We start from the raw sequence: 24,539 nt of genomic DNA on the forward strand, positions 1-24,539 counted from the left end.
TGTCTGCGAGGCAAGTCAGAGTCATACATGATTGCATCAGCCATGGATCCAGTGACCTTTACCATGCGCTCCTGTTCATAACGCAGTTGTCACAGCTACAGGGGCATTGACCGCATCATAGCCTGAGGCGCCCTGACAAAGCCTTGCAATAACATGCGGGCTGCGCATCGTCCTCAGACAGTGCCATTCCCTACAAGCATACAGCCACGAGCCATGTTCAGCAGCCAGCTGTAATCAGGTGCACGCGGCTGAGAGTGTTCAGATTCAGGCTAACGTAAGCCAATGCAGCAGCAGCCTGGTCGACTGTCTTCTGGTTAGTCAGCAGGGACTGCTGAGGAATGGCAGGCTGCGAGGTTGACAGCCAGCAGAACAGTCAGCGGGGGCCGCTGGGGAGCGCTTGTTGCCAGGGGGCAGCCTGCCGAACAGTCAGCGGGGGCCGCTGGGGAGCGCTTGTTGCCAGGGGCAGCCTGCCGGACAGTCAGCTGGGGCCGCTGGGGGAGCGCTTGTTGCCAGGGGGCAGCCTGCAGAACAGTCAGCGGGGGCCGCTGGGGAGCGCTGGCAGCCAGGGGGCAGCCTGCCGAACAGTCAACGGGGGCCGCTGGGGAGCGCTGGCAGCCAGGGGGCAGCCTGCCGAACAGTCAACGGGGGCCGCTGGGGAGCGCTTGTTGCCAGGGGGCCGCCAGCCGAACAGTCAGCCGGGAGCCGCTGGGGAGCGCTGGCTGCCATGGTGCATGCTGGCAGCCCTGGGGCGGGGTGATCGTGATAAATAAGGCGGTTGTCGTATGGTATGAGGGCTGATTTATGTCAGGAAATGCGGCAATGTTTTGGGTTTTTTGTTTTTACGGTTTGATTTTTCGTATGACCTTATGGTAAAAATAGATGCACTGTTAACCGGCAGTACGCCTGAAGCTCTGACGCCTGACATGGGTACAGGAACAACGGCAGAGAACAGGGCTGCAACCGGGGCAGATTCGACAGCAGGTCTTTGACCGGCCGGTCAGCACAGCTGCATCGCAACTGTGTGTCTGCTTTCAGTTTGCTGAGCGTGACTGAGCTTCTGTGTACTCTGTCATTGTCAGTATCGGTGACAGCAGCTGAGCTTTTGAAGCCCGGTGAATGTCTCAGGATACTGCCGCAAATCAGCAATTGCCCGATGAACCGCAACCGGTCTCATTGAGCACCTCTCCAGACTGAAGGTTTTGTTCAAAACCTTTCAAACCTCCTCATCTTTGATTCAGATGCCCAGAGGCTCTGCCCGGTATCTGCTCTGTCTTCCAGAGAAAATCTGCTGCAGATTTCAATCATTGAAAGGGTTACCCATACCGTACTGGTCCCCTGATCAGTATCTATCTAAAGGCTGCTTTTGACTGAGTAAGCATGGGCAGCTCAGCGGTTTCAGACCATCAGCCTCAGCTCGCTGCAGGAGCTTCTGTGGAAGAAGAGTCCTGTGCGAACATGGCCGGTCTGTAAATGTTCTGTCTTAGAACAAAGGAGTATCTTTCATTTCAGCAAACGGGTTTGAGAAGACCTGGTTACTGCTCTGGAGGATAGTTTGATGACGGGACATGGTACTTTTGTCCACATGCCGCATCTAAATTTCTCAATGTGAGGGACGGCTGAATGCCCTGTTTACAGGCTTTCTTCATTAACTTACATCAATCTTACTCGGAAGTTTCCCGTACTTCCACGACGGCCAGGGATCCCTGGTGATTCATCTGGCTGCTGGCGGGGAACCCGGCACTGGCTGCAAGGTTTACTGAGCAGACCCGGTGCGGAGCTGCAGACATGTCCATGACCTCAGGTCAGGCATCTGCAGTGCAAATAAATTTTTTCCATCATTTGTTCTGAAGTAGAAAAATTTGACTCCGTCATGCCCCTTACATTGGGGACGGGGGAGATTGTATACATCTGCAGAACTGATTGTAAGAAATTTAGTTTAGAAATTTAGAAGAAAGCAGTTTTCAGAAGTTTTAGATAGATATAGATACGATCAGCTCGTCCGCAGCCAATTTTCTCTGTGCTGTGGATGGTTCAATGATCCTGTCTTTCCTGTTGTTAATTCAATAAGTTTCAATCGCTGTAAAGTCAGATCAGGTCATGATGCCTGAGATGAATACGTCCGTTACTGTGCCTGCCGTGCACTGTACGCAACGTCCAGAACTGTATCCATAGCGCGCTCATGAGCACAGACTCAGCCCTGAACCGTGCTTCCCAGCCTCAAACGGCCCTGAGAGGCGGTAAGGAAACGGCTGTGAGCCACTGAGAGCTCCGGTTTTAAACCGGGGCGGGCGCCGGTGCGAGCTGAACTGGACCTGCTGCGTCCCGAACTGTGTCCACAGCATGCTCATGAACACAGGACCGATCCTTTGCTGGACCGCCCTGTGCTGAGCCTGCCGACCGGTGAGGGAAGGTCAGCACAGTACTGCACTGCCGTGGCTTCAACCCGTCCTGAGCCGGACCTGCTGCATCCACAGCTGTGCCTGAAGTACTGGTGTGCTGACGCAGCTGTGTGCCGACAGCGGTGGTTTGCCTGCAGTTCAGCTGCGGGATTCGGACGAGAATGAACCAGGGCCTGTCCCTGTGCTTCTGCCTGTACCGGTGGCTGTCCTGCAGCCTGGCTGGTCATCAGTGTCGGTGCGGGCGCCGTAACGGCGTCTGGCGTACGGCGTCTGGCGGGGGCAGTGGCCTCAGGCCGAGCCGATCGGCTTGTGCCGGTCGCAGGTTCACAGCATGAAACTTACATCTGTCTCGTAAGTTCACAGATGCAGCGGGCTGTTTGCCCGGCTACAGAGACAGCTCTGATGCAGCGTCAGATCTGTCTTTACGGGCAGATGGGTTACTGACGGGAAAGGCATACCGGCCTGACGTCCCAGACCTTTTGATTCTTTCAGAGGGCAGACGGGGCTGAGAGCCTTTACTCATGTGACCGCCAGGTCTTATGAGTAAGGGCTCCGGGCCAGGTATGCTGTCATTATCTGCTCTCTGCAGTGTACCGGCAGGAAATCATTGAAATGGACTTTGTGCTGTAGGAATGACTTTGGCTGATGCAGCAACTCCTGATGCCACATCAGACCAGTCAGATCGGCAGCACCGGCACCGGTATGACCGCAGCAGTTTATGTGCACTGTTGCGCAGCCCTTGCAGACTGCAGGCCGCAGGCCGCAGACAGACGTCAGCAGACCTTAGCTGCAGGATGGACTCGTCTTTCTGGATGAGCTCAGTCCTGAGTTCATGCTCATGCAGCCGACTGTCGTCTGTGCATGCAGTCAGTAGCCGTGAACCGGCCGTGCACAGGCTGAACCTGATTCAGGCAATGCCTGACAGGGCAAAGCCTGAGCAGGCATTGAGCCTCACCTTCATGTGCATGAAATCAGCTCATGGAGTAAAGCGGCCGGGTCTGCAAGTGGCTTATTCATGTCCGGCCTGTACCTGAGGCTTATGCCTTTGGCCGTCAGCGGCCTGCAGTCATGAACCGGGTATTAAGATAACAGCCGTCCATCTGATCGGGAAAAATCACTGCCAGCCCACAAGGCGGTCAGCTGCGTTGCCTGCACATTATGCCCTGGATGCCATCGCCAGGGCAGTAAATGTCGCATGCCATAAGGCTCGGCACATGCCCTGAGGAGCACATGGCTCCACAGCTCACGGCCCCGTGGCCTCGCACCGGCCTTCATGTCCGGTGGTGGCGGGCCATGCCGGGCATGGCGGGGCATGGCGAGGCCGGGCCTGCCTCCACGCCTTGAGGCGTGGCGCGGGCAGGTTACAGGGCAGCTGTCTTATCAGGTCCTGAATCTGTCATATCTGTCTTGCTGCATCTCCTCTGGAGACTGACTGCGGCTGCTGAGCCGGCTTTACGGCCATCCTCACCTTCTTCTTCTTTTCTATGCTCTTCTTTCAGTCACTTCTCAGGTCTTTTGACTTCGGGCATGGTGGGTTGTGAACAGAGCATTCATATGACAACCAGACTCTTACCAGTCAGTCGTTCCAGAGTTGATGACCTGAGATTCCGAGCTCAGGGCGGTTCATCTCAATCATCAAACAGTGCAGACTCTGTCTCCGGATCTGCCTCAGATTCGGCATCATCTGCCCCTGTCAGCGGCACTGTCTACTGGCGTTTGCCGCCAGCTGGCGATGCCATGATCACCCTGGCAAAAAGCGTGGATTTTGCCCTGCGCAAGTATCGCCATCTGTATCCTGAGTTCAACCGCGACCGATCCGGAAAAAGCGACGAAGAGCTGTCACGCAGCTTCCTCATGCGCTTCTTTCCTCAGGATCTGAGCCATGATCTTGTATGCTGTATCAGCAATATCAACAACAGACCTGGTGATGACAGCCCTGATCGTCAGTACGACTACTACTGTATCCGTATTCCTGGTCATACTTCCTTTCCGGAGCTGCCGGAAAATGTGGCACTGTGTCTTGTAGGTACCCGCAAGCGCGATACAGATTCGCCATTTCTTCAGATAAGACGTGCCTCCATTACTTTTGGTCAGTCTGAGCCGGCTCCTTATGAGCTTATGGCAAAGGTCAAATTCCATTTGCTTGGAGGAAGCGAGTTTCCACCTGATGACAGACCAGGCACAAGGTCGGGCAATGTACTCAACCTCAGACAGGTTACCTCTCTTGAGCCTTTTGCCTTGAAGAATGCGGCCCGTTTCAAGGGCTGGAGCGACTTCCTTGACTTTAAGGACAATCTGGTCAAGCACAAGGCTCAGGGCCTGCGCTATCTGTTATGGAGTTACGACAGGCATTCGGGATGTATCCTCTTTTATGTTGTGGCTCCTGACAGGTTCTCAATGGACAGAGCCATCAGCACCATGAAAAGAGAGGTTGTCCATGCCTACAACATTGAAGTTTCATCTGACCCCATGATCTTCAGTCTCCAGCTGGGCAAGGACAACAACAACTCTCTTAGTTCTGCCTTCAGTCAGATGGGACAGATTGTGCCTGGCGGTGTCACCGTTCTCGACCTGCGCCGTGGCAGTTCACGTGGTGGCAATGATTTCGCAAACCCTGACGACATTGCTCATGCTCGAGCAATGCTCCTGGACATTGTCAAGGAGGGCCGCACCAGCCTTAATCCTGACAGAGCTGTTATGGCCCTGATCAAAGTACAGCCATCTGAAGATCTGGAAAATGAGCTGTCGAAAATTGATTTTGATTATGTTCCACGTGAAGAGAAGGGCGAGGGCAAAGGACGCTCTGTCGATCCCCGTGATCCATCCGTGCTTTTGCGCAAGGCCTTCAAAGGCATGCCAAGGCAGGGATTCATATCCATTTCCCTTTTAGGTGATCTGGCCCTGATCAACCGCCATCGTGAAGCTCTCAGGAATCTGTATTCCAATGATTCCTGTTACGCCCCTCATCTGTCCGGTTATCTTTTTGATATCACCTCGGCTCTTGAGCCTGAGTCAATTGAGGAGATTGACACCTGGTATAACGACAGTCTCAATGATGCTCAGAAGCTGGCTGTGCGCAAGATGATCAGTGCGCCTAATATCTGCCTTGTTCAGGGCCCGCCAGGTACAGGCAAGACCACGGTCATTGCAGAGGCCTGCATGCAGCTGGCCGGGCGCGGCAACAGGGTGCTGCTTGCAAGTCAGTCCCATGATGCCCTTGATAACGCTCTGTCACGTCTGCAGAGCAACCCTCAGCTCAAGGTCATACGTCTGGCCAGGTTCTCTGAACGTATTACCGATGAGGGCAAATCCTTTACTGAAAGTGCCGTGCTGGGCCGTCAGTACCAGGCAATTGCCGATGATCTCAATGGTCGCTGTCTGGGACGTCTTACTCAGCTGCAGAACACTGCATCAGGACTGAAAGAATGGACTGAGGAGTTTGATTTCCTGCTCTCATCAATAGCCTCAGTCAGATCTGATCTTGAAGCTGTAAGCGCCATGCGTCAGAGCCAGGAGCGTCTTTTGACTGTATCTGATGATGTACTCAGAGAGCAGCAGATCATTGATGGCCGTATCAATGCCCTGGAAACATTGCAGAACTTCTTCAAGGCAGTTCAGCAGATCTGTATTGCAAGTGAGAGCCCGGACGTGCTGCAGCTGCGTGATGCTCTCAGGGAGAACAGCTCCATTGATGTGGTCCTTGCCAATATTACCTGGCCTGATGATGAAAAGCTCATGGCGGCCGGAGAGGCCTTTATGCGACTGGAGCAGCTGCTCCCTGAGGTCGGAGCCTTTGCTGATGATTACCTTGATCATCATGACAGGCGCGGCGCCATCATTGCCTCTGTCTGCAGGATGTGGCATCAGCTGAACCTTGATCTGTCATCAATGAAAATGGATCTGGAGAACACAGGGACACAAAGGTCATCTGTAAGCGCTCAGAACAAGGCCGAGCTTGAAAGCATCAAAAGGCAGATTTCCCTGCTCAAAGAGCAGCTGGGGGCATCTGATGAAATTGATAACAGCATGCTCGATGAACTGCGCCGTCTGAATGGACGTCGCACGGCTCTGACTCTTGGCAGCAACGCTGCAGGGGCGGGCCTTGCTTCCGTATGTGGTGATTATTCAGAGCGCTTCCCTGATTTCATCCAGGTACGTGATATTGGAGATGAAGGCCAGCTCAGGTTCTGGCTGAAAGATCGCAGCTCCATGATTGTCAATTTCAACCGCACTCTAAACCGTGCCATGGCCAGAGGTATTGAGGCTGCTGCAAATATGGAGCTTGAGCTGCTCAGCAAGAGCGAAGCCCTGGATGAGTCTTTAAGCACAGCCCGCAGAGCAAAGCAGGAGCTTGAGCTTATCAATGCTGAGTACAAGGAGACCGAAGAGCGTCTTGAAAAGTGGCTGGATACCCAGTACCAGCATGAAGCCTCTTTAAGAGACATTTATCTGGGGCTGCCGGAACTTGCAAGTCAGCTGGAAGCAAAGAATGAGGCTGCAGTATCCAGTAATGGAGCCGCATCGAGCAATGGGGCCGCATCCAGGAAAGGTGCTGCATCCGGGCAGGACGCCGCAACCTCAACGGATCTGGCTGTGCCTGAGCTTACCCGTACTGTGCTCACCTCGCTTGCAAGGCAGTCAAACAGGCACGTACGCAGAGCCGCTGATGAGCGCGCATCCGAAGACGGACTGGCTGCAGCCAGCGCAGCTGATGTCGGTACTGGCGATGCACTTAGCGGGCAGGCCGGTGTGGCAGGTGGTGCAGCTGCAGAGGTCATGGACGACAGGTCAGTAAGCTCCGGCGGGGCCCTTGTGCTAAGGCGCGGAGGCCGCCGCTGGCGTCTTGATGATGCTGATCTTGCCCGTCTGCTTGAAGAGCAGAAGAAGATGCAGGCCATGGTTCAGGAGCAGCTTGTCAGCTTTGAAAAATCAAACGGCCAGATGCTGCCTCTGTATCGCAAGATGGCAGAGATTCTCAAGAATCCTGAAGAGCGTGCAACAAAAGAATGGAAGCTTATGAAGGACACATATCTGGCCAGCTGCAATGTGGTGGCCATGTCCTGCAATGAAAGCGAGAAGACCCTTGTCAACAACAAATTTGACGGCTTTGATGTGGTCATTATCGATGAGGTTTCAAAGGCAACTCCTCTTGAGATGCTGCTGCCTCTGATGCGTGCCCCGCGCGCCATTCTGGTAGGCGATCACCGCCAGCTTCCGCCAATTTTCAATGAGTCTGACGGCGTCTCTCTCAGCGAGCATGTCGAACAGTCTGTAGATGATTATGGCTTTGACCATGACGCCAGACAGGCAGCTCAGGACACCACCTCTCCGGCTGCGCTTACCCAGCAAAATCTGGAGCGCTATCAGGACATGGTTACTGCCAGTCTGTTCAAGGAACTGTTTGAAAAGTGTCCGGATACCTTAAGACAGCGTCTTAACATCCAGTTCCGCATGCATCCAGCCATTATGCAGCTCATCAACCGCTTCTATGATGACGCCCTGATCTGCGGTAATCCTGAACAGCCACGTGAACATGGCCTTTCATTTACCACACCGTCAGGCACCAGGTTAATGAGCGAAAAAGATCATGTGCTGTGGGTGGATACCACTCTCAATGAGAAAGGCGCATCTTTCCAGATTTCAAAGGAGCGCAATGTCAATGAGGTTGAGGCCCGCCTGATTGCCCGTACTCTTGTGGACATAGACCGTCAGTGCTCACTTAAGGGCTACAGTCGTGATAACCGTCTCAAGGTTGGTGTGGTGTCTTTCTATCAGCCTCAGTGCAGAGTTATTCGTTCTGAAATCTCAAGACTGCTTGGCCGCAACAACAACCACTTCTCCTGCATTGATGTGGAGATCAATACCGTGATCCGCTATCAGGGCAAGGAAAAGCCGGTGATTATCCTGTCCCTGGTCAAGAACAACGGCGGACCAATGGACCAGAAGTTCGGTTCGGGCAGAGCCAATATTGCCCGCTTTGAGTTTATCAACGTGGCCATGAGCCGTGCCCAGAACCTTCTTATGGTCTTTGGTGCCCGCAACATGCTGCAGAACCGTTCAGTCAGACTGCCGCGCATGGACAGCACCGGCTACGACGACAGAATGGTCTACAAGAATATGTTTGACTACCTGGAGTTCACAGCCAAAGACGGTTCAATTACCACTACCAGGGAGTTCCTGATGACCCTGCCTGATGATGAGGCCATCAGAAGCCAGAGCATGGCATCCGCCTCCGGCAGGGGCAGCGTTAAGAGCAAGGGCAGAGGCGCACAGTTACGTGCCGGGAACAGCTCAGGATCTGCAGGACCAAAAGTGTTCAGAAACGGGCAGGCTGCAGATGGCATAACAGTTAATCATGATGCCGCAGATGATCAGGCAGGCACTCAGGATAAGGATGGAGAGTAGGAAGATGAGCAAAACAGAAAAAGAAAAGCGCGTAGATCTGCTTGCTTTTGATCTCAGTGCCTCAGCCACGCCTTATGCCATCACGTACGAGTATGCCAAGGTACGCGTTCTGACCATGCCTGAAGAGCTGGTACTGGCTCTGCTGTGCGATACCTCGCTTCAGGACAGCGGGTACGAGGACATTCCTCTTTTTGAGCTCACCCGTGAACTGCGCATTGATGATGGCTTTGTCCACAATGCCCTGGATAATCTGATGAGCGAAGACATGATCGAGATGTACGGTTCTGAAGGGGAGGAAATAACCTCAGACAGGCTCGAGGAGGCGCTGGTCGGTGATTTTGATGTTAACGACAATGCAAGTCGCTTTTACAAATACAAGCGCTTTGTCGGCAAGCCTAATCTCAAGGAGGAGAACCTCTATTTCTGTCCATTCTATGATCGCTTCGTAGACAAAGAAGAAATCAAGAGTGCTCTCAAAACTGATCATGACCAGGATCATGGCGATGACGATGGTTATGATGATGATGACTTCTATGAGCAGTCGGCAGCTTCACAGAAAACTGAACAGAACGACTCTCAGGTTTCTTCATCCCGCCTTAAGCTCTCCTGGCAGTGCAGTGCCTCACAGGCATCCGGAGCTGGAGCGGCGGCGGGAGCCGGGGCAGGCGCCATGCGCGCCGGGGGTGGACGCTCAGGTACCGGGCGCTCAGGTGCCGGACGCTCAGGGGGCCGTGCCGACAGCGCTGTCTTTGAGCAGACAGATCCCGTACCGCCTTCGGCAGTTGCCTCAGATGATCTGCTGCGCCACATGGCTGTAGCCAGAGTAAATGATGGCAGATTGTTTCCTGAGGACTGCTCTCTGACAGAAAACGGTGTAGAGTTTAAGCCTCTTGATGAGGAAGCAGGTACCGTGACCTCGGAGATCAAGATAATGATCGAGCCTGGCAGCGGCAATCTGTCACTGTTTTCTTCAGAAGGCATGGTTGATTCATTTTTGAACCGCTGTGATGACAGACTCAAGCTCAATTATCTGATTTCTCCGCTGCTGTCACGCATCGCCACCATGCACCGCAAGGCCTGTCAGGGCGCCATGGAGGCCTTATCCGAGCATAAAACAGATCTGTTTTCGGGCCTGAAAAAGGCTCTGACCAGAAGAGGCCGGGAAAATGAGCAGGAGCATGAAGTCATTGCATCAGGTCAGTTCATGCCGTCCATGCCTGATGGTGCCGAGCACAAAATCAACTTCATGGCCACGGATCTTTATTACCGGGCTGCAGACGGATCCTGTTTGCGTCGGGACAATCCTGATCTCAGCTGCTGGCGTTTCATGGACAAGGATGAGCCTGCAGTGGTGATATGCGATCGCTCCATGGTTGAGCGCATGCTGGGCATGACCGCTGACGATGAGACATATGTTGGCTGCTGCAATCAGGATGTGGTGACCATGTTTATGCACGAGATTCTGGATAAAAGAGAGCGCCACCGCAGACCTACCATGGTGATAGTGCTTGACCAGGACAATGCAGACTCACTGCATGACATGACGGACTCTGCCACCGGAGAGATCAGCGCTGCTTCCGGAGAGATCAGCGCTGCAGCCCGGGAATTTGCCCGAAGTATCAGTGCTGTAAATCCATGGAAGCATACCGGATTTATGATGCGCAGCCGACCTGAACTTGCCCGTGAGTATGAAGTCAATGCCAAAGCGGTCAGTGACAGCAAGGATCAGAAGAAAGTCAGAGAGTGCTGGCAAAGGATCATCAATGACAGCTTTTCCTTCATGGCAATGGTCAATCTCAGATTAGGCGAGAGCCTGCTGCTCAGGCCTGAACATGTTGACTGCCATTTTGCCGGTCAGACTTTTGAACTGGACCGTGCTTCGGTATGGGATATCAAGGCTCCGGATCTGCTGCAGATGCGGCCTTTTGCTGCCTGCAGCGACGAAGAGCTGGTCATGATGAGCAGGATGGCAGGTCAGATTTCAGTCCATAATCATGTGGGTCCTTTCACTGTGAATCGCCTCGAAAGCCTGATTGACAGGGGCATTGTCAAGATTGACTCGGTGCCGGACTCCTTCTTTAAAGGACTGCATTCAGTCAGCTCCTCTGATGAGCTCGATCGCCTCAATAAAACAGTCTACAGCTCCTATGGCCGCAAGAAGCTCTCGCTTAAGTCTTTTGACACCGGCATTCGTTTCGAGGTCATGAGGCGCAGTCTTGGTTATGTCAGCAGCAGAAATTCAGGCCGGAACAGGAAACTGTTCAACATTGCTGCACTGAGCGGACAGGGCAGCAAACTCAACTTTGATGTCTATGAGTTCAGCCGCCTGATAAAGCTGCGTGAGTTTGCTGACGGATTTGACAGCAACAGACCTCAGAGCCTTATTGGGCAGAAAGATCTGTGGCCTGATCTTCTGGATCCTGACAATCTGCAGCTTGAGATGATGGAGCTGTTTGAGGAAAAGGATTTTGATTCTGTAGAGCAGTACTTTGAGCCGCTCAGCCGGGTACGTCGTGAGATTTTCAAGATCTTTGAGCCTGTAAACAGAAAGGCATCCTATGCTGTTCTTGACACCAATTATGTTCTTGATCACGCCACTGATCTGCACCGCCTGTTCCATGATCGAACCGTGCTGATTCCTGACACTGTCATGAGCGAGCTTGACGGTATCAAGCACTCACGCAACAAAGCTCAGTCAGTCAAGGACAAGGTAAGCCGCAGCCTTAACTCTCTGGAAATGATCAGGGACCGAATGAAGATCATTACTGCAAGTGAGCCGCTCATTAACATGGTAAGAAGCGTCAACACCCAGACCAACCAGGATGACCGCATTCTGGCTGCAGCTCTCAGGTATATGTTCAACAATACTGTTTTCTATTCATCAGACCGCCAGTGCAATATCAAGGCAGGACAGCTCGGTCTTCAGACAAAATCCTGACGCACCATGTGCACTGTCAGCTGCCGTCACGGCGGCTGGCCGTGCCGCCGTGTCAGCCCCATAAACTCTCTGCACCTGCAGCCATGACAAGGGGCTGGTGCCGGGCCAGGGCGACACCACGGGGCTTCATGGCAGAACATAACCGCAGTTTTAAGGGCAGCGTCATCAGGCTGCCGTAAGCACATGCTGCAGCAGGCGACGCTTGTCAGGCATTGCCATGCGACCTGTGGTTACTGTGCTCAGGGCTGCTTGCGGGCAGCTTAGTGTCAGCAAACATAACAAATTAAGGAAGTGTATATGAGTACGATTTTTGAGTTCTCAGTTCTGTTTCGTGGATTTGTTGAGCTCCATGGGAAACATGAGCAGGAACGGGCAGTTTCAGGCCTCAGCAGTATTGACTCATTAATATTAAGCAGGGGCAGTCCATATGCAACGGCTGAACTCGAAGAAGAGTATATTTACTTCAGGGATGCAGGATATGAGGGTTTATTCTGCTATTTAGGAGATGTGTTGAGCAATGCTTACGTGACCGGCAGTCTGAGCCATAAGGTTTGGGCATATATCTGGAGGGGTGTACAGGAGTTACGTCTCCAGAAATTGGGCTATCTGGACCAGGATATGACTCCAGTACGTCAGATTGATTATTGTAACAATGAAGAGGAAGATGTCAGGCGCGCAGCGAAAGCAGGCAGGAAGGAGTATCAGAAGGAGCATCAGGTAATTGTTCTGGAGGCTCCTCTGGTAATAAAAGTTAATGAAAGTCATGAGCTGACTCTCAGCAGCAGCAATGAGTACTTTGCATTATGGCTTGCCAACGCTGACAGCAACTTTCTTTATGAAAAACTGATCCGGACAGTATTCCATGCGCTTGAGGTGTGCTCTGAAAGCATTGCCAAAGTACACACAGGTGCACTCAGGATATCAGGACCATCGTCGGCCGAAGCTGCTGCAGACAGCAAGTCGGGCACAGACAGTGAGCTGAGCTTCGAAAAGCATGATGCAGGTATTATTTCCTGTGACTGTGCCTTGATGCCATCAGCTTTGCTTGGTCGAAACACTTATAAGTTTGGTCTAAGACATGGTCTAAGACCTGGTCTAAGACATGGTCAAAGACAAAGCATTATAGATCTATTTAATGATAGCTGGGGTCGTTTTAATGGCTTAGTTTCTGAGAGTATAAGCCTGAGTTTGCCAGAACACATTTTTGATGAAGACAAAGGTCTGGTTTTTGTTATTGGTCATGAGCTCTATCTGGATATGATGAGTCGTTTTGATCTCAGCAGGTATGAGGACTTTCTGGGCCGTGAGAGAGAGGATGGGCCTCAGCTGGAAGCGCTTGAGCTGTTTCTGGAAAAAGTACCAAACTGTGTCTTTATGGTGCTGTGGCCGGAAAAAGACTACTGCGCAATCAAGCCTGCCGATGAAGATGATGACAATTCAGTAACCTTGCTACATGATCTGGAAGAGGATACAGATGCAGCTGCTTCAGGGGATGACACCAGGACCTGCAGCTCAGCCGGTGTCCTGGACAGATGGTGGCCATTGCCTGAAGGAAAACGCAGTGACAGATCATGGCCGCGTAAAGTCGGCTTTGTTATGGCCAGCGCAGACCGAATGGCTCAAGATCTCAAGTCTCTTTACAAAGTGCAGTGCCAGAAAGACGGAAGGGAGCGGGACCGCCAGAAAGAGTATTGGTACTTGCGTTTTGTAAAGAATCCAGAGAGAAATATCATGGTGCTTGATTACACACACACAAAGGCCATGCTGTTCAGTCCTGAGTGTCTTGAATGCAGCTGGCAGGATAACAGTGTAAAGCTCCCTTTGCTGTTTGGCTATGAAATGGAGTTGGTGGACATGGTAAATCTGCCGTCGGTTGAGTTTAACGACGTGCAGAGTTTAGTTGCCATTGCTCATGCAGTTCCTTTGGACTATCTTCCGGACAGCAGTGTCAGAATTCCAGCCGATCTGCTCGATCACTTTTACACAGGTTACTATCCTGATACATGGGACATACAATTCATGACTGGCCCGTCTCCAGGCTTTACTCAGCAAGGAGCGCAGCGTCTGGTGGACAGACTCGCTTTAGAGACAAAGTATGATCTGCTTGATCTGAACAAATACCTTGAGAGAGTCGCTTTAAAAGCAACGATTTCGCCAGACAGCTTTGATGACGAAATGCGCCTTGTTTTTCTTCAGATGAGATACAGTCCGGAGAAATACATTAATAAACAACGTCATTCATATACGTGGGAAAATTTAGACCGGCTGATGATGAGAGGCTTTGAGTGGATCAATGATGTCATTGACTTCTGTAAGAGCTTCAGGCATTCGGGGCTTACCAGTAAGCTGCTCAGCCACAGGGGACTTGCATGTATCAACAATCTTGAACTGCTTATTTGTCAGGCTGTATATGACTTCCCTGTGTTAAGGAAACTGTTTGATTCCGAGAGTTGGGTTAAAGAGGCCAGAGACCTGAGAAAGCTGTTCAGTTGTGTGCTGTCCAGGCATGAAAACTCACCAGAGTTCAGGTCACTTATAAGCTGCTCCTGGTGTCGTCCTGATCCGGACATGCTGCACCTGATGAGATCCGACAGCAATGCTGTCAGTTTTGATGAGCCTGTTGCGGTAGTGGATGCCGAGTTTCTCATGGGTAACTTCCGCAATATTAGAAAGGCCGCAGGCAATCGCACCATTGTTATTCCTCTGACTGTGCTGAATGCTCTTTCAGTATGCAGAGGCCACTTTGATTTACCTTTGAAGCTGATATCCAGTCACGCTCAGAGGGCTGTTATTAAGCTTGGTGACAAGGCGGTCTACTACGTTCCCGATTTCAACTTTACTTCAATGGTAGCCAGGGCTGGCCAGAAAAACCAGAATACTGAGCCTGATGAAGCCTCTGAGAGCTGTGATGTCAGCATTACTGATATTTACAGTGCTTTCATGACTGCAGATGATGACAGCGAAGACAATGACCTGGACAGCGATGCCGGGAGCGAGGAGGACAGCCAGGACAGCGATGCCGGGAGCGAGGAGGACAGCCAGGACAGCAGTATCTGCAGCTACAGCTGCATCAGCACAGCCATCTGTCTGCAGGCATACGACACGGTCCTGTATACAGGCAACGAAGAAACAGCCAGAAAAGCTGAGCAGCTGGGCGTGAAAACTGTATTGAGCGACGCGGTAACTGGTGCATACAGAAAACAGGCTAAGCTCATAAATAAGCTTGTTACACAGGATCAGAGCAATGCTGAGGAACTCAGTTGCAATGAGGATGTTGGATACGCGTCGACATACGACATATCCATGAGCCTGATTGATAATGCTATGAAAGATCTGTCCTGGAAGCATTGTTACGATACTGGCGTTATGGGCAGCATGGATCTGTCTGAAAAACATGCAAAGGCTGTTCTTGATCTTCAACTGAAGCTTTTAACTGAGGCAGACTGGGCATCATACTTATTGAATTTATACAGCCATAATCCCGGCATTTACCATGATTTCGTCAGGATGGCATCCAGGCCTGGGACTGACTCTGTATACAGAGAGCAGCTGCTTGGACTGCGCAGGGGCAGAACTGCTGCGGCAAGGCTGATGACTGATGAAAGAACGCTTATCACTGCTGAGGATATGAAGGTCCAGATTGACCATTTCATGGACTGGTATGAAAGCTCAGAGGAACAGTCTGAAGGCGGTGACTCATAGGGAACCGGCTGTTGCCCGGGGATTGGCTGCGGGCATCAGGCCATATGCCGGTGTGCTGACACCGGCAGGTCTCAGGCCGTACATAAACGGCCCCAGGTGACCATGAAGACATATGACCGTATCAAGGCATGACTGCCGTCCGTACTGACTGAACAATTTCGCACGGGCTACACGCCATATTATCGGCCTGTCAATACGGCCAGACCGGTAGCGACAGCAGTCGTCACGGCGGCCAGACCGGTAGCGACAGGGGGAGTCCCGGCGGCCATACCAGCCTCCGTGTCATCCCAATGAACGCTCTGCACCTGCACCAGCACCAGCACCTGCGCCAGCAGACATGATGATGGGCTGGAGCAGGGCAGCGCCATAGTCTTCATTGCCGAGCCATTGGCAGGCCGTAAGCTCGGCTGTATGGCATTGGTCCCTGACCTGTGGTCATCCGGGCAGATCCAATTGCGATCAACCGCCATCAGATGCATGTCAGCAAGCAAAACAAGTTAAGGAAGTGTATATGAGTACGATTTTTGAGTTCTCAGTTCTGTTTAACGGACATGTTCATGTGCACGAACAAAATGAGCAGGACAGCCCTGTCTCAGTCCTCAGAGGCCTTGATGACTTAATCATGACCAGAGGCAGGATACAGGACAACGATGAAGTCGAAGATGACCAGAGTTACGGTTACTTTGAAGGCGATCCATTCTTTCAAAACTGTTACCAGCCATATGAAGAAACATTAGGGCATACGGGCAATGGCGACGAAGCAGATGTACTGAATTACAGTTATGATCATGGATATGAATGTGTCTGCAACTATCATGGTCATGTGCTGAGAAATGCCGATACGACCGGAAGTATGAGCCATGAGGTGACGGCAACACTATGGCGGCGTTTTCAGGAGGAAGCTCTTGTCAGATCCGGCAAATCATTGCATCTGTCCGATCGCAGGTTTATGTCGCATTGTGCACAGCCTGTAGATATTGGGCCGGATTATGATCCTTACATGATCCAGGATTGTGAAATACCACCTGCCAGAGAACAGGCAGAGGATCATCAGATCATGTTACTGCAGGCGCGTCTGGTCATAACAGTTAATGAAAGTCATGAGCTTGCTCTGAGCAGCAGCAACGAGAGCTTTGCGGCATGGCTTGCAGGTGCTGACAGAAACTTTCTGTATGAAATGCTGATCAGGCCGGTGTTCGCTGCTCTTGAGAAGGAGTCTGAAAGCATTGCAAAAGTACACACAGGAGATCTGAGGATATCAGGATCATTATCTGCAGTCTCTGCTGACCATATTTCTGATGCAGACAGTGATAAGCGAGCCGGAGAGCAGCGAGCAGGTTTGATTGCCAGTGACTGTGCCCTGATGACATCAGCTTTGCTGGGACGAAACACTTTTAAGCTTGTGGCTGAGGATCCTGCTTCAGGTTATGAATGTAGACTTGATCCAGAAGAAGGTTTACTTCCTAAAACCAGCAGTCTGAAGTGTGCGAAACACTTTATTGAAAATAGTTATGGTCTGGTATTTGTCATTGGACATGAGCTCTATCTGGACATGATGAGTCTGTTTAAGAGCAGCAGGTATAAGGATTTTCTGGGCCGTGAGCGATTGGAGGGGCCTCAGCTGACAGCTCTTGAGCTCATAATCTCCAACGCGTGTTTCAAACTGTGTTTCTATCAACCATGTGTCTGTGTTGTGCTGTGGCCTGAAAAAGAATACCGCGCCATCAAGCCCGGTGAGGGAGGTTTACGCGATTCCATAATGTGGTTACACGCACATGAAGAGGATGCAGATGCAGCCGCTTCAGCCGGGGGCATGCCCAGATGGACTTCATGGTGGCGAAGGTTTGATCCTGATAGTTACCAGTACGAAATGATTGATGAGAACGGCTTTCGTCATCTCTTTGATGGTTTTGACAGGTATGGCTCGCCTGTTTACGTCGAGGAGCCGTTATGGCCAAGTACTTGCGGCTTTGTTATGGCCAGCGCCGACAGACTGGCCGACGATCTCAAGTCTATGTACAAAGCCCAGTGCCAGAAGGATGGACGGGAACGCGAATACCAGAAAGAGTATGGCTACTGGCGCTTCGTAAAGCATCTCCAGAGAAAAATCATGGTGCTTGATTACCAGAGCAAATCGGCCATGATGCTCAGTCCTGAGTTTATTAACTGCAGCTGGCAGGACAATGACTTGAATTTGCCTTTGCTGTTTGGTTATGAAATGGAGTTTGTGGACATGGTCAATCTGCCGTCTTTTGAGTGTAACGACGTGCAGAGTTTTGTTTCCCTGGCAAGGGTGCTGCCAGTAGACAGTCTGCCAGACATCAGCTTCAAAATCCCTCCTGAGTGTCTCAGATACTTCCGTTCTGACATTAAATTCGACAGGCAGTTTGGATACTCATTGAATTTCCATGACAAATATACGCATGGATCTAAATATTTATATATACCAAGAGGCTATACACGTCCAGGAATGCAGCGTCTGGTAGACAGACTTGCAGAAGTAAAGACGGAAGATGATCTGCAGCAGCTGCTCAATTACCTGAGGAAATTTCCTTTCAAGGTGACGATTTCTCCTGACAGCTTCGAATACACGATCTGCCTTGATTTTCTCAAAGACAGATATGAGGAGAACAATCATTCTTACAACTCGGGAGTTAAAGAATTTCATCCGCTGGGTATCAAAGGGTTTGAGTGGCTTGATGATATCAGGGACTTCTATGAGTTATGTGGTAAGCAAGATGTTGACAGAGCGATTCTCAGCCACAGGGGATTGGCATATGTGAATAACCTGGATCTGCTTATCAGTCAGGCTGTTTATGATTGCCCGGTTTCATTGGAGCTGTTTAATTCAAGCAGTTTTATTAAAGAGATTCGCAATTTAAGAAAGCTGACACAGGCTATTTTCTGCAGGTATGAGGATTCAGCAGAGTTCAGCTCACTTTTGAGCTGCCCATGGTGCCAGCCTGATCCTGATACTGTTGCCATGATCATGTCCGACCGCAGTATTGTCACCCGTGATGAGCCGCTGGCGGTAGTGGATGCCGAATTTCTCATGGGCAACTACCACAATATCAGACAGGCCACAGGCAAGCGTACCATTGTTATTCCGGCAACGGTACTGACGGGGCTTATCTGTCGCAGGTTACACTTTGATGTGGCTATGAATATGATAGCCAATCATGCGCAAAGAGCTGTAATTGAGCTTGGTGACAGAGCTGTCTACTTCACTCCTGATTTCGAATTTACTAACTGTTTGGCCATGGCCAGCCCGGAAAACCAGCAGGAAGTGCCCGTAGAAGAGCAGGGTGGTAATGACGGCAGTGAAGGTATGGGGCATGACAGAGGCAACTGCAGTGACAGCTGCATCGCCACCGCACTCTCTTTGCAGACATACGACACAGTACTGTACACCGGCAGCAAAGATACGGCCAGAAAAGCCAACTTTCTCGGTGTTAAGACTGTATTCAGTGGTGCGGTCAATGATGTGTACGGCAAGCAGGCTCAGCTCAGAGATCAGTCATTAAGAAAGGCAGAGAATAATGATGACGAACTCAGGCTCTGTGAGGATCTTGGTCTGTATACATATGATAAGTCGCTCAGTCTGATGAAGAGTCAACTGGACGAGCTGTCCTGGACGAGCAGTTACCAGAGTGGCAACCCGGATCTGCCTGAAAATGTGGTAAAGGCCCTTGGCGTCCATGAGAAGAAGCTCAGGAAGGAGATAGACAGGGCAAAGGCCTTATTGCGTTTATGTAATCCTTATCAGGGACTGTCCCAGGATTACACCAGTACGTCATCCCTTCCTCCAGCTGAGTCTGTCTACAGAAAGCAGCTGCATACAGTGCGCAGGGGCAGAACTGATTTGTCACGGGAGCTGATTGATAAACGAATGCTTATTACCGCCGAGGGCATGAAGAAGTGGACATCTGAAGGTGTCAGAGATGGCTTGATATCGCCTGACGAAAGCATGTTCGGCTCACCGGACATGAAGAGCCTGGTTGAGCGTCTGAGGAGCTGGTCTGAAAGCTCAGAGAAACAGTCTGACGGTGATGATTCATAGGGTATTGGCTGTTTCCTGAGGACTGGCATCCGGCATGAGGCCATAGTCCCACAGGCCCGATGCCATAAGGCTACAGGTCATACGGCAGTCAGCCCGAAGCATAAGGGTAAAGGTCGCAGACCACGCAGCCACAGGCCCGATGCCATAAGGCCACAGGTCATACGGCAGTCAGCCCGAATCATAAGGGCACAGGCAGCAGACCACGCAACCACAGGCCAGACGCCATAAGGCCACAGGTCATACGGAGTCAGCCCGAAGCATAAGGGTAAAGGTCGCAGACCACGCAGCCACAGGCCCGATGCCATAAGGCCAAAGGTCGCAGACCACGCAGCCACAGGCCCGATGCCATAAGGCCAAAGATCAATTGGCAACATGGTCACATGACAATCAAACAATAAGGACATGAGGCCGGAAACTGATTTTGCGCTGCTTCAGCTGTCGCAACGGCGTCGCATCAAATGCGGCACAGGTGCTGCGATCAGCAGGCGGTACAGCAGTAGCGCTTACAGGCAGATTACGGCCTCAGGCAACAAGGATTAACAGAGCTTCAGTCCTGCTGTGTAACCGACAGTCCAGTTATGTGCACACATCCAGGCCAGTGCCCGGACAATCAGTATGCAGGCCCGGCTTAATGAGTCAGGCCCGTGTGATGAAATGAGCAGCCTGGGACTTGCGATGTGGGACTGGTCTTGACTTGCAACGGGGGCCATGCCCAGCCATGGGGCCATGCCCTGCGATGGAGGGCTGGTTTGGGAAAGGGCTGAGAGCAGTCAAATAGATTTGATGGACAGAGCTTACTGTTCAAGGAGTAATTATGAGCAGACATGTAGGTGCCAACTGGCACCTGAAGGCACCAGTCAGAGAGGTGATTGCTGATAACAAAGATAATCTGGACCTCTGCAGGGAAGTTTTGCAGAACGCTCAGAAATCGCAGGGTGCTGAGATCCTGCACGAAGAACTGAGTAAGGCGTCAGAGCTGCTTGACAGTTTTGCTGCCTCAAACAATCAAAAGAATGCCAGAAATTTATTCCCTCGTATACTCAGGTTCATAGGCGAGGTAAGACAGCTTGAGTCAAGGGCAAAGAAGCATGCTGCAGAGCTGGCCCGTATCAAGGCGGAGCAGGAGGCCAGAAAGCAGGAGCTGGAAAGAAGAAGCCGCCAAATTGATGAGCTTATTGACAGTCACATGAGCGGCTGGACCAATGTACGTATCTACAACAATGCTCTTCCTTATATTGCTGAGATTAAGGACAGATCCATGGAACAGGAGCTCGATGACTGCGGTGTTATCGGGGCTCTTGAGGAGCTTTACAGCAAAATCGAACAGCATATTGCCGCAAGACGTCAGCAGAGCCATGCCGCTGCAGCTGCCGGTAATGGAAGGACTCCTTTCTCCGGACGCACACAGGGCAGTGGCCGGAGCGACAGCGGAAGTGAAGCTGGCAGTGATGAGCAGATCAGAGCACAGGCAAATGAATCTGATGATCGGCAGGTTACATCCAGGGCTTCTTCAGATGCGTCCGACTCAGACAGGCAGGTGGCTGCGGAGACAGCTGACAGTGCCCCGCAGGATGGCCTCTTTGCTTTTAACGATGTCATGGCCAATGTACCTGATGAGGGTACGGAAGAGGGCCGCCGCATGGTGGTAAAGGCTGTCAGCAGGTCACTGCAGGATGCCGGATTCATTGTTTCAAAGCCGGTCAAGGTGAACGAAGACGGTGCTGATGTGGTGCTGATCCAGGGAGCCCGTCCTGCCGGTAACAGAGCGGCTTTTACCGTTCATCTTGATGGACGTATCTCATGGAAGTTTGACAACTACAAAGGACAGACATGCCGTGAGGACATGGACAAGGTGCTGCCAGCCCTAAGAGAAATCTACGGCATTGAGCTCAGCGATGAGCGTGTAATGTGGTCAAACCCGGACGACCAGTTTGCCACCAGCCGCCCGGTAGCACCTGTACAGCAGAGCAGCACCGGCTCCGCTCAGTAACCCCCGCCCCGCTCCGGCCGCCGCCATCGCCGCCGCAGCCATTGCTGCCGCCGTCACCGTCGTTGCTGCAGCAGCAGCCGCTGCTGCGGCCATCGCTTTCGGCTCTGGCAGCCACTGCAACACCCACATAAGCCGGCACGGCGATTACACAGTCTGCAGGCCATAAGGGCACTGCGCGGGCTGGTGTCGGCTTCGGCATCACTACAGGCCCACAGGCCGGGCATACCGGTCAGGCCGTCTCATGCAGGCGCTCAGTGCAGCCTGGGACTACCCGCGCAGTCATTACTCACGACGCGTGCAGACTGGGCCAGCTCAGGGCGTGCTCACGATGCGTGCAGAGAGGCCCGGCGCGGGCTTGCAGCTTTGCCTGGCCTTGCCTTACTTGCATAGCCATGCGCGGCCATGCCTTTGAGGCATATGTACAGCTGAACATCAGTGCACAGCATTGCTCCGGTTGCTCCGCCCTAAATTCGTTTCTGGATGAGCAGGCTTTGCATGGGATGCCGGCTAAGCATAAATATGGGCGGGCATGAGGCCGCCTCGCTGCTGCAGCAGCACCGATCTCCCGGCAGATGCAGCGAACCGGCCTGGGCTGTTTAACAGGCCTTTTGAGTGGCGGGCTGACTGCAGCTCACGGCGCAGCATTGCGGCTTGTTTTTGGGGACTTGCAGCTGTGCTGGCAGGAGCTTGCCTTCAGGCATGCCGTGGCGTCCCTGGAGGGCGGGCCATGCTTTTCATGGCCTGGGATGGCCATGTCAGGTACGCAAAGGGGCGCAGCGGCCCTGTCCGTACTCAGGGCGGCGTGCCGCACTGCGTGCTGGCCTGCGTGCCATGGGGCATGCAGGAGGCTGCAGGCGGGGCTGATAATGATTCAGGACATCAGAATTATGAACTCATACATCAACTCATGGCTGGATAACTTTGAGCGCCAGTGCATGATCAGACGTGCCATTCAGATTAATGGCAATATCATGGATCTGGCTTTCAGCCGCATGGCAAGGATGATGCCGGTCAAAAAAGTAATTGAGGACAGCCTCAAGGCACTTGGCTTCAGGTATGTGGTCTCCTACTCACGTGTCAGCGGCATCAGCGGAATGAACGTCCAGGACTTCCTGAGACTGAGTGCTCCATCCTGTGATTTTGTGCAGGGCGATGAGTATGACATGGGCGATGACGAGCCCGATGCAGCCGACTCACAGTCCGCTTCAGACAGCCTGGACGGCTCAGGACGAGGCGGTACTTCAGGGTCGGGCAGGGGCAGTGGCGGCCTGCTGGGCGGACAAGGTCAGAATGTCATTGACCCTCTTACCTTCTTTTCCACAGTCAAAAACGTTCTGACTGATGAAAACGATACCGAAAAAGTGGCCTTTCTGGTTGACTGGTCCAACCTGCTCTTCGGTCAGGTCAACAACCTCACCGAGGTCGAGCGCAGCTGGCTGTCACTGATTGCCGATGCCCTTTGTGACAGTCCGGTATCAGGAAGCAGCATGCAGATGAAAGAGCCGCGCAGCCTGATCATCTTTATGTGTGCAGGTTCTGCCGGTCTGCCTCCGGATCTGTTCATCAACAACCCGCTCTTTGCCAGCATTTCCATTGCTCTGCCATCCATAAGAGAAAGAGAGGCTGCCATGACAGCCAGGTCCTCGCACTTCAAGCTCAAAGAGCCGCTGGTCAGGACCGGCCGCACTTTTGCTGAGATGGTTACTCTTACTGATGGTCTTAACCTCAGAGATATCGACAATCTGGTAAGACTGTCCAATCAGCAGGAAAAAAGCGTCGATGTCAACTCGCTGGTATCTCTCTACCGCTACGGCACCAGACAGTCCCCATGGGAGCAGCTCAATCACGGCAGGCTGGCTGCAGCAAAAGATGAACTGCGCCAGAGGGTCAAGGGACAGGATCAGTGCATCGATTCCGTATACAGGGTGCTCATTCGAGCCTATACCGGTCTGTCAGGTCTGCAGCATTCCTCAAAGGCCCGTACTCCTAAAGGTGCACTGTTCTTTGTAGGTCCTACAGGTGTGGGCAAGACTGAACTTGCCAAGGCTCTGGCGCAGTTCCTGTTTGGCGATGAAGATGCCTGCATTCGCTTTGACATGTCCGAGTTTAACCATGAGCATGCCGATCAGCGTCTCATCGGTGCTCCTCCGGGCTATGTAGGATATGAGCAGGGCGGTCAGCTGACCAATGCCGTTCGAGCCAGACCTTTCTCTCTGCTGCTTTTTGATGAGATTGAAAAGGCCCATCCACGCATTCTGGACAAGTTCCTGCAGATTCTTGAGGACGGACGTCTGTCAGATGGCAAGGGCGAGACCATTTCCTTTGCTGATACCTTCATCGTCTTTACCTCCAACATCGGAGCCGCTACCGTAGAGCAGGGAGATGAACGCAGCGTGGCTGCACAGTTCAAATCAGCTGTGGAGCATCATTTCACCTCAGTGCTGCAGCGTCCTGAGCTGCTGGGCCGTATCGGCGATGCCAACATCATTCCTTTCAACTTCATCACTGATAAGGAAATTCTCAGGCAGATTGCCCGTGCCAAGCTTGAGCCGCTGAGAAACCGTGTTAAGGAGAAGTGGGGCATCACTGCTCTTGAGTTTGAGGATGACAATGATGCCCTTGACTTCATTGTCTCCAGGGTAGATCTGCGCAGTGGCGGCCGTGGCGTGCTTAATGCCATGATCAGCTACCTCTTTGACCCGCTCAGTGAATTCCTCTTCGACTGCAGCGGCATGGCAGGTCAGCTGCGTGGCCGCAGCATCACCATGTCCCGTATCGGCCCTCAGTTCCTGTTCGATATCAGCTGACCAGCCCGGCCGCAGCCCGTCCGCCATGCGGCCGCAGCCCGTCCGCCGTGCGACCGCAGCCCGTCCGCCGTGCGACCGCCGGGCTGCAGCCGCGCCGGCTCATGGCCTGATCGTGCCCGGCACGGCAGGCCACGACATGGCCTGGTCCGGGCAGGAATGCCCGGTCCTGCCGTGCGGGCAGGGACATACCGGTATGTACGGGCCGGGATGGCCTGCACTTGATATGACCTGTGCGTGC

7 protein-coding genes are annotated in these 24,539 nt (G+C 52.5%); 6 read left to right on the forward strand and 1 reads right to left on the reverse strand.

Translation table 11 applies throughout. From position 1 onward, the window contains the following. Positions 1-3,953: 3,953 nt before the first annotated feature. The 3 genes from MXE39_RS01505 (at position 3,954) to MXE39_RS01515 (ending at position 15,444) form a co-directional block, all read left to right on the forward strand. Positions 3,954-8,804, forward strand: coding sequence for an AAA domain-containing protein (locus tag MXE39_RS01505; RefSeq protein WP_246976454.1), 4,851 nt, complete (start codon positions 3,954-3,956; stop codon positions 8,802-8,804). Positions 8,805-8,808: 4 nt separating this feature from the next. Next, positions 8,809-11,742: a PIN domain-containing protein gene (locus MXE39_RS01510; RefSeq protein WP_246976458.1), complete on the forward strand. Its 2,934-nt coding sequence runs from the start codon at positions 8,809-8,811 to the stop codon at positions 11,740-11,742. A gap of 618 nt (positions 11,743-12,360) precedes the next feature. Next, positions 12,361-15,444, forward strand: a complete 3,084-nt coding sequence (locus MXE39_RS01515) for a hypothetical protein (RefSeq protein WP_246976461.1) — start codon at positions 12,361-12,363, stop codon at positions 15,442-15,444. A gap of 733 nt (positions 15,445-16,177) precedes the next feature. Here the strand turns inward: MXE39_RS01515 and MXE39_RS12905 are convergent. Further along, positions 16,178-16,306 (reverse strand): hypothetical protein, encoded by a 129-nt coding sequence (locus tag MXE39_RS12905; protein ID WP_281503479.1) that lies wholly within the window; start codon positions 16,304-16,306, stop codon positions 16,178-16,180. 195 nt (positions 16,307-16,501) lie between these two features. Between MXE39_RS12905 and MXE39_RS01520 the strand changes: the two genes are divergently transcribed. The 3 genes from MXE39_RS01520 (at position 16,502) to MXE39_RS01530 (ending at position 24,301) form a co-directional block, all read left to right on the forward strand. Continuing rightward, on the forward strand, positions 16,502-19,504 hold the full coding sequence (locus MXE39_RS01520) for a hypothetical protein (protein WP_246976464.1): 3,003 nt from the start codon (positions 16,502-16,504) through the stop codon (positions 19,502-19,504). Between the two features lie 814 nt (positions 19,505-20,318). Continuing rightward, the gene (locus MXE39_RS01525) at positions 20,319-21,494 is read left to right on the forward strand and encodes a hypothetical protein (RefSeq protein ID WP_246976467.1); all 1,176 of its coding nucleotides are present in this window, start codon (positions 20,319-20,321) and stop codon (positions 21,492-21,494) included. Positions 21,495-22,381: 887 nt separating this feature from the next. Beyond that, on the forward strand, positions 22,382-24,301 hold the full coding sequence (locus MXE39_RS01530) for an AAA family ATPase (protein ID WP_246976469.1): 1,920 nt from the start codon (positions 22,382-22,384) through the stop codon (positions 24,299-24,301). The last annotated feature ends 238 nt before the right edge of the window (positions 24,302-24,539 follow it).

It is taken from the genome of Anaerobiospirillum sp. NML120511, assembly GCF_023050955.1.
GTDB lineage: Bacteria > Pseudomonadota > Gammaproteobacteria > Enterobacterales > Succinivibrionaceae > Anaerobiospirillum.

Coding starts and splice junctions, on each gene's coding strand:
- MXE39_RS01505 (WP_246976454.1), top strand. CDS start 3,954: ATGACAACCAGACTCTTACCAGTCAGTCGTTCCAGAGTTGATGACCTG.
- MXE39_RS01510 (WP_246976458.1), top strand. CDS start 8,809: ATGAGCAAAACAGAAAAAGAAAAGCGCGTAGATCTGCTTGCTTTTGAT.
- MXE39_RS01515 (WP_246976461.1), top strand. CDS start 12,361: ATGACTCCAGTACGTCAGATTGATTATTGTAACAATGAAGAGGAAGAT.
- MXE39_RS12905 (WP_281503479.1), bottom strand. CDS start 16,306: ATGGCTCATACTTCCGGTCGTATCGGCATTTCTCAGCACATGACCATG.
- MXE39_RS01520 (WP_246976464.1), top strand. CDS start 16,502: ATGTTACTGCAGGCGCGTCTGGTCATAACAGTTAATGAAAGTCATGAG.
- MXE39_RS01525 (WP_246976467.1), top strand. CDS start 20,319: ATGAGCAGACATGTAGGTGCCAACTGGCACCTGAAGGCACCAGTCAGA.
- MXE39_RS01530 (WP_246976469.1), top strand. CDS start 22,382: ATGAACTCATACATCAACTCATGGCTGGATAACTTTGAGCGCCAGTGC.